Annotated in this window: 14 protein-coding genes; 6 read left to right on the plus strand and 8 right to left on the minus strand. The window is 68.6% G+C overall.

The window, feature by feature from the left end:
- Window positions 1-27: 27 nt before the first annotated feature.
- Window positions 28-822, minus strand: a complete 795-nt coding sequence (locus ACJEIK_RS13430) for an LmeA family phospholipid-binding protein (protein WP_234789760.1) — start codon at window positions 820-822, stop codon at window positions 28-30.
- 94 nt (window positions 823-916) lie between these two features.
- Here ACJEIK_RS13430 and ACJEIK_RS13435 point away from each other — a divergent pair, with 94 nt between their 5' ends.
- A complete protein-coding gene (locus ACJEIK_RS13435) occupies window positions 917-1,675 on the plus strand; it encodes a class I SAM-dependent methyltransferase (RefSeq protein ID WP_409431693.1) in 759 nt (252 codons plus the stop codon).
- Window positions 1,676-1,682: 7 nt separating this feature from the next.
- On the opposite strand, the gene ACJEIK_RS13440 is transcribed toward ACJEIK_RS13435, so the two are convergent.
- The 7 genes from ACJEIK_RS13440 to malQ form a co-directional block, all read right to left on the minus strand.
- On the minus strand, window positions 1,683-2,165 hold the full coding sequence (locus ACJEIK_RS13440; RefSeq protein ID WP_409431589.1) for a nuclear transport factor 2 family protein: 483 nt from the start codon (window positions 2,163-2,165) through the stop codon (window positions 1,683-1,685).
- Window positions 2,129-3,016 carry an LLM class F420-dependent oxidoreductase gene (locus tag ACJEIK_RS13445; protein WP_409431590.1) on the minus strand — a complete coding sequence of 296 codons (888 nt, stop codon included), beginning with the start codon at window positions 3,014-3,016 and terminating at the stop codon, window positions 2,129-2,131. Before ACJEIK_RS13445 ends, ACJEIK_RS13440 begins: the two co-directional genes overlap by 37 nt.
- Window positions 3,016-4,329 carry a serine/threonine-protein kinase gene (locus tag ACJEIK_RS13450; protein ID WP_409431591.1) on the minus strand — a complete coding sequence of 438 codons (1,314 nt, stop codon included), beginning with the start codon at window positions 4,327-4,329 and terminating at the stop codon, window positions 3,016-3,018. The genes ACJEIK_RS13445 and ACJEIK_RS13450 overlap by 1 nt, the downstream gene beginning before the upstream one ends.
- 34 nt (window positions 4,330-4,363) lie before the next feature.
- Window positions 4,364-5,425, minus strand: coding sequence for a PDR/VanB family oxidoreductase (locus ACJEIK_RS13455; protein WP_060999839.1), 1,062 nt, complete (start codon window positions 5,423-5,425; stop codon window positions 4,364-4,366).
- Between the two features lie 41 nt (window positions 5,426-5,466).
- A complete protein-coding gene (locus ACJEIK_RS13460; RefSeq protein WP_409431592.1) occupies window positions 5,467-6,366 on the minus strand; it encodes a metal-dependent hydrolase in 900 nt (299 codons plus the stop codon).
- Between the two features lie 162 nt (window positions 6,367-6,528).
- Window positions 6,529-6,984 (minus strand): hypothetical protein, encoded by a 456-nt coding sequence (locus ACJEIK_RS13465; protein WP_060999815.1) that lies wholly within the window; start codon window positions 6,982-6,984, stop codon window positions 6,529-6,531.
- 56 nt (window positions 6,985-7,040) lie between these two features.
- The gene (gene malQ / locus ACJEIK_RS13470) at window positions 7,041-9,188 is read right to left on the minus strand and encodes a 4-alpha-glucanotransferase (protein ID WP_409431593.1); all 2,148 of its coding nucleotides are present in this window, start codon (window positions 9,186-9,188) and stop codon (window positions 7,041-7,043) included.
- 146 nt (window positions 9,189-9,334) lie between these two features.
- On the opposite strand from malQ, the gene ACJEIK_RS13475 reads away from it, so the two are divergent.
- The 5 genes from ACJEIK_RS13475 to ACJEIK_RS13495 all read left to right on the plus strand — a co-directional run bounded on the left by ACJEIK_RS13475 (window position 9,335) and on the right by ACJEIK_RS13495 (window position 12,891).
- A complete protein-coding gene (locus ACJEIK_RS13475) occupies window positions 9,335-10,207 on the plus strand; it encodes a sterol desaturase family protein (protein WP_060999843.1) in 873 nt (290 codons plus the stop codon).
- Between the two features lie 160 nt (window positions 10,208-10,367).
- Window positions 10,368-10,979, plus strand: a complete 612-nt coding sequence (locus tag ACJEIK_RS13480) for a LysM peptidoglycan-binding domain-containing protein (RefSeq protein ID WP_064860523.1) — start codon at window positions 10,368-10,370, stop codon at window positions 10,977-10,979.
- Window positions 10,980-11,172: 193 nt separating this feature from the next.
- Window positions 11,173-11,853, plus strand: a complete 681-nt coding sequence (locus tag ACJEIK_RS13485) for a hypothetical protein (RefSeq protein WP_064860708.1) — start codon at window positions 11,173-11,175, stop codon at window positions 11,851-11,853.
- A gap of 61 nt (window positions 11,854-11,914) precedes the next feature.
- Window positions 11,915-12,250, plus strand: a complete 336-nt coding sequence (locus ACJEIK_RS13490) for an ArsR/SmtB family transcription factor (RefSeq protein WP_409431594.1) — start codon at window positions 11,915-11,917, stop codon at window positions 12,248-12,250.
- A complete protein-coding gene (locus ACJEIK_RS13495; protein ID WP_060999822.1) occupies window positions 12,247-12,891 on the plus strand; it encodes an SRPBCC family protein in 645 nt (214 codons plus the stop codon). The genes ACJEIK_RS13490 and ACJEIK_RS13495 overlap by 4 nt, the downstream gene beginning before the upstream one ends.
- Window positions 12,892-12,995: the final 104 nt, after the last annotated feature.

Consider the following 12,995-nt stretch of genomic DNA (forward strand, 5'->3'; position numbering starts at 1 on the left):
GGATCGGCAGAACTTCAGCGCAGCGGATCAGCCCGGCCAGATCACGTCGAGCGGACGGCCCACCACGCTGAGTTGGTTGATCACCTCGTCCAGCACGGCGCGTGGCAGGTCGAACCGCCACTCCGGCAGCGTCGCCCCGACCCGCACCACACCCGGACCGACCTCCACCGAGGTCAGGGTCATGCCGTACGGCAGTTCGGGCAGCCGCACCGGGTACGCCGGCGCGAGCCCGGGCACGGGCACCCGGGCAGAGCCCAGCGTCAGGCCGCGGGGCTTGAGCCACAGCGTGTTGCCGTGGAGCTGGGGATCGACCTCGACGACCCCGGAGCGGAAGCGTGACAACCGGATTCGGGCGACGCCGTCCTCGCCGATCTCGGTGCTGATGCGCGGTTCGGCGGCCCGGATCAGCTCGTCGAGCGAGTCGGACGGGACCTCCACCGTCAGCTCGACGGGTGCGGCGGCCAGCATCGGTGGCACCGAGGGCCGGATGTGCAGGTTGTTCAGCTTCGCCGATATCGAATTGAGCACGGTGCCAGCCCATTTCACCTTGTGTGCGGTGATGTCGACGGTGCCGATGTGGCCGACGGCGAAGATGCCGGCATCCCACCGGGAATCGAACTCGGCCACGGTGAGTGCCAGGTCGCTGGTGGCCAGGCGGACGGTGATCCGGCGCCCGATCACGAGCGGCCGCACCGTCAGCAACGCCGTCCGGTAGGCGGCGGCCGCCCCGGTGCTCACCGGCAGCACCGCGGCGGTCGACACCACCGAGGTGAACAGATCGAGCGGTCGGAGCGGGTCCCACCGGCGCGGCGGACGCGTCATGGGCTCCAGCATGCCTGGATCTGCCGCCCGGGCACCACTCGGCGCCCGGGGCACGGGCTCCCGGTAGCGTCGAGTCGTGGCTGAGTCTGATGAGCTGTACCGGCAGCGCGACCGAGCTGATTCCTTCGGTGGGGCCGCCCGGTCCTATGACCGACATCGGCCACGCTACCCGGAGGCCATGCTCGACGAACTGGTCAGGACGGGTTCGGGCCGGGTGCTCGACGTCGGCGCCGGGACCGGGATCGCGTCCCGCCAACTGATCGCCCACGGGGCGGAACTGGTTGCGCTGGAACCGGATCCGAGAATGGCCGAGATCGCCGCCGAGCACGGCGTGACGGTCGAGGTGGCCACCTTCGAGGACTGGGACGACGCCGGCCGGACGTTCGACGTCGTGTTGTTCGCCCAGTCGTTCCACTGGGTCGACCCGGCCGCGGCGCTGCCGAAGATCCGCCGGTTGCTCGCCCCGGGCGGGCGGCTGGCGCTGGCCTGGAACCGGCTGTTCCCGGTCCAGCCGTCGCGTGCCGACTTCGCCGAGGTGTACCGCGACTTCCTCGATGCCGCTTCACCTTTGGTGACCGCGACGCCCACCGGAGGGACCGGCTCGGGCATGGACAGCGACGACGTGGTGGCCGACCTGGAGGCCGCCGGATTCACGGTGCGGCAGCTGACCTACGCCCGTGGTGAGCAGTACAGCCGCGAGCAGTGGCTGGATCTGGTGTTCACCTACTCGAACCACCTCGTGCTGCCCGCCGACCGGGCCGCGGAGCTGCGGACCCGGCTGGCTGCGGTGATCGGCGACGGCGGGGTTCAGGTCGGCGGCGACACACTGCTGATCCTGGCGCAGCCGAGGTAGGTCGCCGCTAGTCGCGGAGGCGGCGGATGGGCCGGGTCTCGATGGCGTTGAGAGTCAGCGCACGGCGGCGAATCCGCCAGCCGTCGCCGCTCGGCGCGTACTCGTCGTCGTACCGCAGGTGCCACAGCAGATCGGTGACGTCGCCGTCGGCACCGCGGGTCCAGTGATGGGCGACGCACGTGATGCGGCCCCGCGCGTGGTCCGTGGCGTCGGTGTAGACCTCGCCCACGATCTCGTGCTGGGTTCGGGCGACACCCGACAGGGCGGCCATCGCGGCGCGCACCCCGTCGTGCCCCTGCTCGCGCCGAACCGGGTCGAGCGATCGGGGCGGGTCCGGGAGGACCAATTCCGCTGTGCTGGTGAAGAGTTCGACGACGTCGTCGAACCGGCGGTCATCGACGGCCGCGGCGTAGCGGTGCACCAGGTCCATCAGTGCCAGCCGGTCGGCCACCGTCAGCGGCACGGCGTCAGCCCGAGTCGCTCGGCGCACGCCGACAGCGTGTCCCTGGCCTCGTCGATGTCGGTGACCGGTGGCATGGCCAGCACGATACGGTCGGCCCCGAGCTCCGCGAGCCGGCCCGCCCGGTCGGCGTCGACCTTGGGTACCAGGTGCCCGAGGGAGAGTTCGAGGGCGTCGGGGTCCCGACCGGCCCGCTCGGCCGATTCCCGCATCAGCGCGATCAACCCCGACAGTTCCGCACCGGCGACGCCGAGGGGCTGCAAACCGTCGCCGCGCCGGCCGGCCCGCCGGGCCGCGGCCCGGCTGTGCCCGCCGATGTGGATCGGTATCGGAGAAACCGGCTTGGGATAGCAGGCTGCGTGGGCGAATTGGAAGAACTCACCGGAATGGGTGGCACCGCCCGGCTGGTCCGACCACAGCAGCCGCAGCACGTCGATCTGCTCGTCGGCCCGGCGGCCGCGGTCGTCGAACGGCGCCCCGCATGCCTCGATCTCCTCGCGCAGCCAGCCCATGCCGACGGCCAGGCGAATCCGCCCGCCGGACAACGCATTCAGCGTGGCGACCCGCTTGGCCAGCACCACCGGGTGGTGGTTGGGCAGCACCAGCACGCCGGTCGCCAGACCCAGTGTGGTGGTCTGCCCGGCCAGGAATGTCAGCAGCTCCAGTGGATCCGGGACCGCGCAGTCGGCGGGAATGTCCACCCGCCCCGAGGCGTCGTACGGATACACACTCGAGTACTCGGTCAGCAGCACCGTATGTTCCACGGCCACAATGGATTCGAAGCCGCAGCTCTCCAGGTGGCGGGCGAACTGCGTCATCCAGACCGGATCGGCGGTGACGCCGGCCGCGACCGGGGCGACCACGGCGAACCTGGGTGACATCAGCGTCTCCGCTCGCTACGACGAATCTCTTCCCAGCACTGCAGTCGCGTCATGCCGGTCTGCTCCATGCACTCGCGGATCGGCGTTTCCTGTTCCGGCGCAGGCGTTTCCGTGGTGGTCGGGGCGGTCGGGGTCACCGTCGGCGGGGCAGTGGTGGTCTCGACCGTGACGGTGCTGGTTACCGTCTCCTCGGTGGGTGCGGCCGGAGACTCGGTGGGCGCCTCGGTGGGCGACGGCACGGTCGTCGTGGTGGTCACCGGAGGAGCCGTGGTGGTCGTCGCCGCGGGACGGGGCGCTGCCGGCTGTTCGTCCTTGGCGCGGGTGAACTCGATGGCCGCGAAGACGAGTGCGGCGATCAACAGCACCGTGAGCACGACGGGCAGCACGAGCGAGCGGCGCGACCGGGTGGACTTGTCGGCGTGCAGGACCTGCGTCTGGTCGGACGTTGCGGGCGCCAAGATGGTGGCATCCGCGCCCGCAGCGCCCAACCCGTGCTGAAGGGCGCGGGCGAAATCGGCGCACTTGTCGAACCGGTCCCTGGGATCCTTGGCGAGTGCCTTGGCCAGCACCGGATCCAGGGCGGTGAGATCAGGCCGGCGCTGTGAGAGCGAAGGCGGGGGAGCGCTGAGGTGCTTGCCGATGATCACCGCGGCATTCGAGTTCTCGAACGGCGGCGCGCCGGTGAAGAGCTGAAATGCCGTGGCCGCCAACGCATATTGGTCGGCGCGACCGTCGATGACGCTGCCCGTCAGTTGCTCGGGAGCGGCGTAGAAAACGGTGCCGACGGTCATGTTCGTCGCCGTCAGCCCCACGGAATCGTTGGCGCACCGCGCAATGCCGAAGTCCGCCAACTTGATTCGCCGGCTCGCCGGATCGGTGTCGCTGATCAGGATGTTGGCCGGCTTGACGTCGCGGTGCAGCAGGTCGTGCTGGTGCGCGTAGTCGAGCGCATCGGCGACGGCGCTGATGATCGCGACCGCCTGATCGTCGGATACGCCGCCGGCGCTCCGGAGCAGCCGGCTGACATCGGTGCCATCCACGTACTCCATCGAGATCCACAACTGGCCGTCGAACTCGCCGCGGTCATACACCCCGACGATGTTCGGATGCGACAACGCGGCGGTCAGATCCGCTTCGCGCAGGAACCTCTCGCGGAACTCCTGATTGGTCGACATCTCGGGCCGCAGGACCTTGAGCGCGTCCTGCCGGGGGAGTCGCGGGTGCTGGGCGACGTAGACCTCGCCCATTCCGCCCGAACCCAGGCACCGGACGATGGTGTACCCGGCGAAATCGGTCCCCTCGGCCATTGGCATTGGGGCATCGTAAACCGGTGCCGTCAGGCCTCGGCTAAAGGTCCAGCGTCAGCGGGCCGTCGCCCTGGGCGCGCGACACGCAGATCAGCGCCTGCCCGGCATCGCGTTCGGTCTCGGTCAGCAGGCCGTCGCGGTGGTCGACCGCACCGGCGAGCACCTTCACCCGGCACGTGCCGCAGAAGCCCTGTTGACACGAATACGGGGCGTGCACACCGGCTTTGATCAGCGCCGTCAGCAAGGTTTCGTCGGCCGCGACGGCGACGGTCTGCCCCGTCGAGGCGACCTCGACCTTGAACTCGTGGCCGTCGGTCACCGGCGGCGCGGCAAAGCGCTCGAAGTGCAGTTCGATGTCGTCGGCCCCGACGAGCCGGGCCCGGATGGCATTGAGCATCGGAGCCGGCCCACACGTGTACACCGAGGTGCCCGGCCGGCAGTCGCCCAGCAGGTCGTCGGCGGTCGGCAGCCCGTCGACGTCGTCGGTGCGGATCTGCACCCGGTCACCGAACCGCGCCAGCTCCTCCAGGAAGGGCAGGCTGTCGCGGCTGCGGCCGACGTAGAGCATCGACCAGTCGATGCCGAACTGCTCGGCACGCGCCAACATGGGCAGGATCGGCGTGATACCGATACCACCGGCGATGAACCGGAGCGTGCGGGTCGGCGAGCCGAAACCCGGGACCGCCAGCGGGAACGCGTTGCGCGGACCCTTGGTGGTGATCACGTCGCCGACGCTGAGCTGGTGTGCCTCGATGGAGCCACCACCGCCATCGGGTATGCGCCGCACGGCAATTCGGTACGCGCCCTGCTCATCCGGATCGCCGCACAGCGAGTACTGGCGGACCAGACCGCTGGGCAGGTGGATGTCCAGGTGCGAACCCGGGTGCCAGCGGGGCAGCTCCGAACCGTCGGCACTGACGAACGTCAACGCCACCACGTCTTGGTCGTGCGCGACCACCTGACGGTCGGCGATCTTCAGCGCGATGGTGCGTTCGACGACGACGGGGACCGGCGGCTTGCGCAGCCGTGTCGACACCCAGAACGTGCTGGTGACCACGGCGTCGGCCAGCGTGATCAGCGCGTCGTGCCGGAGCAGGCCCATCACGCTGGGCGGCGCCAGCCGTGACCGGAAGCGGCGCGTCTTCACGGGTGTGCGGCGCGGGCGGCGGGCGAGGCAGCGAGATACGCCACGGCCTGCGCGGTCGAGCCCATTTCTTCCGGGCTGTAGTTCGGCTTGAAGTACACCAGCGTCTGGGTCAGCAGCAGGTTGCGGTACTTCGGCAGCAGGCCCAGTTTGGAGTCGCGCATGCGGAGGCGCTGCGATTTCCACCAGCCGAGCTTGAGCTGCGGGTCACTCTTGACCAGGAACCGCATGCCGCGCTGGAAGAACACGTACATCAGGACCGCGACGACGCTCATGGCGCGGATGCGATCGAAGTAGCTGTTGCGGAAGTACATCGCGACTTCGTGAGCCACCGAGCGGTGCTCGACTTCCTCGGCGCCGTGCCAGCGGAACAGGTCCACCATGACGGGATCGGCGTCGTGGTCGTCCCACGTGCAGTTCAGGACGAAGTCGCCGAGCACGGCGGTGTAGTGCTCGACGGCCGCGATGAACCACAGCCGCTCGATGAGGTTGTTCATCTTGCGGCGCGGATCGTCGGTCTTGGCCGGAGCGAGGATTTCCTCGAAGACGAACTCGACCTGGTCGAGCAGCGGCGTGACATTCATGCCGCTGTTCACCAGGTAGTCGTTCATGACGGTGTCGTGCGCCTCGGCGTGCATGGCCTCCTGGCCGATGAAACCGCGGACGTCGTCGGCGAGCTTCGGATCCTTGATCAGCGGCAGCGCCTCGTTGAAGGTCTCGATGAACCAGCGCTCGCCGGCCGGCAGCAGGATGTTCAACAGATTCACCACGTGCGAGGCGACAGGGTGGCCGGGAATCCATGACATCGGCTTGTCCGCGGTCTCGAAAGCCACGTTGCGGGCCTGGATCTGCACCGGGCCCGGGTCGACCTCGTGAGCGAAACGCTGTGGTTGCAGCATGGAAAAGCTACCTCCGGATCCTCAAGCATCGTTGCAAGTGGATTCAGTGTAAGCGTTTTATGTGGGAACGGCGGTACTGGGTTTTGCCGCGAGACGACGAAACGGCATCCCAGCAGGCATAAACAGTGTGTTGACCTGCGGAGATGCCGTCTCGGCAAAGGGTTACATACCGGGGATGGACATGCCCGGCTGCGGGCCGACAGGCGTCGCCTGCACCGTCGTCACGCCGTTGGCGCCGACGTTCGGGCCCTTCGGAGCACCGGGCGCCCCTGCGGGGGCGCCGCCACCGGCCGCAGGCGCACCGGCGGAGGCGTTCTCGACGGCCTTGGTGGTGCAGTTCAGCATGAGGATGACGCGGCCGTGGCTGCCCATCTTCTCCTGATCGACGATGCACTGCGCCTGCGGCACATCGCTGCCGACCGAGCCGCCGAACGTGGCCCGGACGCCCTGGCTCTTGAGAATCGACACGGCGCGTGCGTAGGACTCGCCGACCACATTCATGGAGTTCGAACCGCCGGGATCCGACGCGGCCACCGACGAGCCGAACATCGCGGTGGCACCCACCGCCACCGCACCTGCTGCCACGGCACCTGCCGTCAGCATCTTCAGCTTCTTCACCTGACCTCCTCGAGTACAGCGAAGATAGCGCAGATGGCGGGGTGGAGAAACTCGAATCAACTCAATCCCGGCGTCACCGCGTCGGCCATCACCTGCGCCAACGCGACCGCACGGGGATCGGAAAACAGGTCTTCGAGGAGAATTTTCCGGCCGTCGGGACCCGTCAGCGGCACCCGCCAGTTCGGATATTCGTCGGTGGTGCCGGGCTGATTCTGGGTCCGCACGTCGCCGACGGCGTCGGGCAGCGCCAGCGCCAGCAGTCGCGACGGGGTGCGGGTGAGGTACCGGTACAGCGCGAGGACGATCTGGTCGGCATCGATCGCCTCGGGTGCGTTCGGCGGTAGCAACCCCGCCGCCCGTAGCACGTCCAGCCAGTGCTGCTGATCGGCACGATCGGCCGCGACCTCTTCTTTGTAGGGGCGGGTCAGCAGCCCCAGGTCGCGGCGCAGGCGCAGATGTGCGCCGGCCAGGTAGCCGGCCGTCGGCGGCAGGTCATGCGTCGTCACCGCCGACAGGCAGTATTCGCGCCATCGTGGCGCGGGCAGCGGTCCGCCGTCCTGATCGGCCTCGAACCACAGGATCGAAGTGCCGAGCAGGCCGCGGTCGCGCAGGTAGTCGCGAACCCACGGCTCGACGGTCCCCAGGTCCTCGCCGACCACGACCGCACCGGCCCGGTGTGCCTCCAGCGCCACGATGCCGATCATCGCCTCGTGGTCGTAGTGGACGTAGGTGCCGTCGACCGGCGTCGCACCGTTGGGAATCCACCACAGCCGGAAGAGGCCGATGATGTGGTCGATGCGGACCCCGCCGGCATGCCGCAGCACCGCCCTGACCACGGCGCGGAACGGCTCGTAGGCGCGCTCCATGAGTTCGTCCGGCCGCCACGGCGGCTGCGACCAGTCCTGCCCCAGCTGATTGAACTCGTCGGGCGGCGCCCCGCCCGACACCCCGGTGGCCAGCACATCCTGCAGGGCCCAGGCATCGGCGCCGCCCGGATCCACACCGACCGCCAGATCGTGCACGATGCCCAGCGACATCCCCGTCTGCACCGCGGTGGCCTGCGCGGCGGTCAGCTGGTCATCGAGCTGCCACTGCAGCCACCGGTGGAAATCGATACGGCTGCTGTGCTTTTCGGCGAACGCCCGCACCGCGGGATGGTCCGGGTGCTGGAACTCCGCCGGCCAGTCGCGCCAGTCGTCACCGTGTTTCTCGGCCAGCACGCACCACGTCGCGAAGTCGTCGAGCGTGCGGCCGGTCCGTTGCCGGTAGGCGTCGTAGGCGACGGCCCGGCCAGCCGAGCGAGTGGCCCGGTACACCTCCTTGAGGGCATTGCGCTTCGACTTCCAGGCCGCATCGCGGTCGATGAACTCGTTCTTGTCGGCGCGGGACTGGGCGTCGGCCCGGGCTTTGCGCAGCGTGGCCGGTGTGCGGACGGCGGTGTATTCGGGGATGGCCTGCACCCGCAGATAGAGCGGGTTGGCGAACTGGCGCGAGGTCGGCAGATAGGGCGACGGCTCCATGGGCGCCACCGGGCCGGCGGCGTGCAACGGGTTCACCAGGATGAAATCGGCGTGGTACCGCGCGGCCGACCACACGGCGAGGTCGGCGAGGTCCGTGAGATCGCCCGTGCCCCAAGAGTTCTGCGAACGCACGCTGTAGAGCTGCGTCGCCAGACCCCAGGCCCGGCCACTGCCCAGGCGGCTCGGCAGCGTCAGCGCATCGGGGGTGACGATCAGGACGGCGTCGGCGTCCGCGGCGGTGCCGGCCTGGACGTGCAGCCGGTGGTAGCCCAGCGGGAGATCGGCCGGCAGTTCGAAGGTGGCCTCGCCCACCAGCCGGCCATCGAGATCGAATGGCGGCCGGTTGTTCTCCAGCTGGCGTAGTCCGGCCCGCACCGAGCCGTCCTCCAGCCGGATCCACACGCCGACGGGGGCGCCGTGGGTGACATGGACCCAGAAACTCGACGGCTGGCCGGCCCGGGCGACGATGGTGGGGGACAGGGTGCGCTGCCAGTACGCGCGTTCGTGGTCGGCCAGGGCCGCCGCGCATGCGTCCTCGGAATCGGCAGGCATGCCCAGCGCCGCGAGGACAGCGACCAGCGTGGTCGCGGCGACGGCGTGTTGCGCGCCGCTCCAGTCGATGTACTCGGTGGCCACACCGTGGCGTCGGGCGAGCTCGACGAGCGACGCGGTGCGTTCAGTCATGCGCGCCATCTTGCCGGGATTCGGCGCACCATGGGAGCTGAGCGCGGACTGTCACGAACCCGGCCGGCGTGCGGTACGCGTCCGGATACGCTGCGCGAGGAGGTGTCGACGTGAGTTCCGATCTGCTGTCCGACGTGCTGCCCACCATGCTGCACGACCCGGTCTCGTACGCCATCCCGTTCTTCGTGGTGGCGCTGCTGCTGGAATGGGGCGCGGCCCGCAAGCTTGCGTACGACGAGCAGCAGCAGCGGCCGCCGTCGGGCGCGTACCTGCGCGCCGACGCCTGGGCCAGCATCTGGATGGGCGCGGTGTCGCTGTTCACCAGCGGTGTGCTGAATTTCCTCGCGCTGGTCGGCTACGCGGCGCTGTACGTGTATGTCGCGCCGTGGCAGCTGCCGGCCGACGCCTGGTACACGTGGGTGATCGCCATCCTCGGGGTCGACCTGATCTATTACACCTACCACCGCATGGCCCACCGGGTGCGGCTGTTCTGGGCCACCCACCAGGCGCACCATTCCAGCGAGTACTTCAACCTGTCCACCGCGCTGCGGCAGAAGTGGAATCCGTCCGGCGACCTGGCGATGAAGGCGGTACTACCGGCACTGGGCGTGCCGCCCTGGATCGTGTTCGCAAGTTTCTCGCTGAACCTGGTGTACCAGTACTGGATTCACACCGAGCGCATCGGAAAGCTCTGGCGGCCAATCGAATTTCTCTTCAACACGCCGTCGCACCACCGTGTGCACCACGGTAGGGACCAGCAGTACCTCGACAAGAACTATGGCGGCATCCTGATCATCTGGGACCGGATGTTCGGCAGCTTCACGCCGGAGACCGCGCGGCCGAACTACGGATTGACCAAACCTGTTGGCACGTACGACATCTGGAAACTGCAGACGCATGAATATGTCTCGATGGTCCGAGATGTGCGTCAGGCCAACGGGTTCGGGAATCGGATGGGCTACGTTTTCGGCCCGCCCGGATGGCAGCCGGCAGGACCCGGGCCCGGACCGGTTCGCTGACGCGGGCGTCAACGCTGTCGGAACGCTGTGATTTCTCGGCGATAACTCATTGTTTGCCAACTGTTTTGATTTCGGCGAGCGCAAACGCTGGCGTTCCCCGGAACCGTCGGTACTGTCGATGAGCGACAGGGGTGAATCGAACCAAAGGAGCAGGACTTTCATGGGTGACACACTTCAGAAGGGCGAGAAGCTCGAGGTCGGCCAGTCGCTGACGTCGAACAACGGTGCGTACCGGCTGGTGCTGCAGGACGACGGCAACCTGGTGCTGTACGCAGGGGAGCAGTCCGTGTGGGCCACCGCCACCGACGGCCAGGACGTCAAGCGCGCCGAGGTGCAGGAGGACGGCAACTTCGTGCTGTACACCCCGGACAAGCCGGTGTGGGCCAGCCAGACCGCCGGTGCCGACAATGTCCGCCTCGTGCTGCAGGATGACCGCAACCTGGTCCTCTACAGCGGCGACGACGCCAAGTGGTCGTCGGAGACGCACACCGACGAGGTGCCTGCGGCGCCGGTCGAAGCCGCGCCGGAGCCGGCGCCCGAACCCGAGGTGGCGGCCGAGCCCGCCGCCGCCGAGGTCATCGCCGAGCCCGAGCCCGCCCCGGCGCCCGAGCCGCCGGCGGCGCGCACCTACACCGTGCAGTCCGGTGACACCCTGTGGGCCATCGCCGAGCAGTTCTACGGTGACGGCAACCGCTACCCGGAGATCGCCGGTGCCAGCGGAATCGACAACCCCGACCTGATTCAGCCCGGTCAGCTCCTGACCATCCCCTGACCTGGACAGAGCCTGGCGGCCCGGATCGAGAGATCCGGGCCGCCAGTGCGTTTCAACGTCCGATTTCGCGGGCAGTTTGTTTGCTGGTGCAGGGCGGCCGCCGGTCGCCGGGGGCGGGGGCTTTCCCGTCCCGCGTTCGGGTTTGCGGGGTAGGCTGGCGCGACGTCCGTCCCGAGGTGATGGGAGCAAGGTCATGTTTGTGGGGGGTTTGCGGGCCGCGGTAGTAGCCGCGGTCGCCGTGCCGATGTTCGCCGTGGGCGCCCCGGCGCCGATCGCGTCGGCTGATCCCGGAGTGCTCGTCTATCCGGGCATGGAGATTCACCAGGGCACGACGCGCTGCACGCTGGGTTATGTGGACCCGGTCGCGCGGACCGGCTACACCGCAGGTCACTGCCGTGGCAACGGCCCGGTGACCGACAAGGACGGCCGCTTCATCGGCACCATGATCACGTTCCGGGACAACACGCCGGACGGCGCCACGATCGCGACCGATCATCAGATCTCCGACTGGGAGTCCATCAACATCGCCGGCGACGTCATGGTGAACAACATCCTGCCGGGCGGGCGGATGCTCGTCACCGATCCGGCGGTGAATCCGCAGCGCGGCGCCCCGGTCTGCCACTTCGGTGTCGTCACCGGTGAGACGTGCGGCACCGTCGACGCCGTGAACAACGGCTGGTTCACCATGTCCAACGGCATCGTCAGCCAGAAGGGCGACTCCGGCGGGCCGGTCTACACCGTCACCCCGGACAACCGGGCGGTCCTCGTCGGCGTCTTCAACAGCACGTGGGGCCATTTCCCCGCGGCCGTCTCCTGGAGCGCGACAGATCAGCAGACCAATGACGCCGTCGTGCAGCAGGCCTCCGACGGCTGACGCGCTGTTGCGTTGATATGTAACCCTTGACTTATATAAGTCGCGGCTATAACTTGGCGTGGTGCACGCCTTCGATGTCCTGGGGGACCCGGTTCGCCGCCGGATCCTGGAACTGCTGGCGCACGGTGAACAGACCGCGGGCGCCATCGCGACGACCATCCAGGCCGAGTTCTCCATCAGCCAACCGGCGGTATCGCAACATCTGAAGGTGCTGCGCGACAACGGTTTCGCCAGTGTGCGCCCGGACGGTCAGCGGCGGCTTTATGCCGTGGACGGCCGGGGCATGCAGGACATCGACAACTGGCTGGCCGGGTTCCGCCAGTTCTGGCGACCGCATCTGGACGCGCTGGCCACCGAGGTGGCGCGCGGAAAACTCAACCGCAAGGGGGAGTCATGATCGACGTCACCGCACAGATCAACGCAGTGGAACGCAGGGTCGGCACGCGGACGTGGCAGGCGGGCGAGGCCCGCGTCGTCACGATCAGTCAGACGTATCCGACCGACGTGGCGGACCTGTGGGACGCCTGTACCAATCGGGACCGGATTCCGCGGTGGTTCCTGCCGGTCACCGGCGACCTCACGGTCGGTGGCGCGTTTCAGCTGGAGGGCAACGCCGGCGGCACGGTGCTGACATGCGATCCGCCACGCACCTTCACCGCCACCTGGGAGTGCAACGGCCAGGTCAGCTGGATCGAGCTGCGAATCCTCGACGCCGGCGACGGTTCGGCGCGTCTGGAGCTCGACCACATCGCCTCCGCCGATGACGACGAGTTCTGGGCGCAGTACGGTCCCAGCGCCGTCGGTATGGGCTGGGACGGCGCGCTTCTCGGGCTGGCCATCCACACGTCGACGGGGGAGGCCATCGATCCGTCGTTCGGTCCGCAGTGGACCGTGAGCGACGAGGGTCGCCGGTTCACGCGCGAATCGGGCGCGGCCTGGTGTGCAGCAGATATCGCCGGCGGCACCGATCCGGGGCAGGCGCGCGCCGCGTCGGCCCGGTGCATCGCGGCGTACCTCGGCGTCGACGAAAACGGCTAGAAACTAGAACACGTTCTAGCCATGGTCCCGACTCGACGTTATTGTCTAGTCGATCACTGATCAGACACGTGTCCAGGTTGCCGGATTCGACCGCGCCGGACACC

The sequence above is a fragment of the Mycobacterium sp. SMC-16 genome (assembly GCF_046250085.1).
Classification (GTDB): domain Bacteria; phylum Actinomycetota; class Actinomycetes; order Mycobacteriales; family Mycobacteriaceae; genus Mycobacterium; species Mycobacterium phocaicum.

What these genes read in the sequence shown, in the direction of transcription:
- ACJEIK_RS13430 (WP_234789760.1), bottom strand. Translation starts at nt 822, where the DNA reads ATGACGCGTCCGCCGCGCCGGTGGGACCCGCTCCGACCGCTCGATCTG.
- ACJEIK_RS13445 (WP_409431590.1), bottom strand. Translation starts at nt 3,016, where the DNA reads ATGTCACCCAGGTTCGCCGTGGTCGCCCCGGTCGCGGCCGGCGTCACC.
- ACJEIK_RS13450 (WP_409431591.1), bottom strand. Translation starts at nt 4,329, where the DNA reads ATGCCAATGGCCGAGGGGACCGATTTCGCCGGGTACACCATCGTCCGG.
- ACJEIK_RS13455 (WP_060999839.1), bottom strand. Translation starts at nt 5,425, where the DNA reads ATGGGCCTGCTCCGGCACGACGCGCTGATCACGCTGGCCGACGCCGTG.
- ACJEIK_RS13460 (WP_409431592.1), bottom strand. Translation starts at nt 6,366, where the DNA reads ATGCTGCAACCACAGCGTTTCGCTCACGAGGTCGACCCGGGCCCGGTG.
- malQ (WP_409431593.1), bottom strand. Translation starts at nt 9,188, where the DNA reads ATGACTGAACGCACCGCGTCGCTCGTCGAGCTCGCCCGACGCCACGGT.
- ACJEIK_RS13475 (WP_060999843.1), top strand. Translation starts at nt 9,335, where the DNA reads ATGCTGCACGACCCGGTCTCGTACGCCATCCCGTTCTTCGTGGTGGCG.
- ACJEIK_RS13480 (WP_064860523.1), top strand. Translation starts at nt 10,368, where the DNA reads ATGGGTGACACACTTCAGAAGGGCGAGAAGCTCGAGGTCGGCCAGTCG.
- ACJEIK_RS13485 (WP_064860708.1), top strand. Translation starts at nt 11,173, where the DNA reads ATGTTTGTGGGGGGTTTGCGGGCCGCGGTAGTAGCCGCGGTCGCCGTG.
- ACJEIK_RS13495 (WP_060999822.1), top strand. Translation starts at nt 12,247, where the DNA reads ATGATCGACGTCACCGCACAGATCAACGCAGTGGAACGCAGGGTCGGC.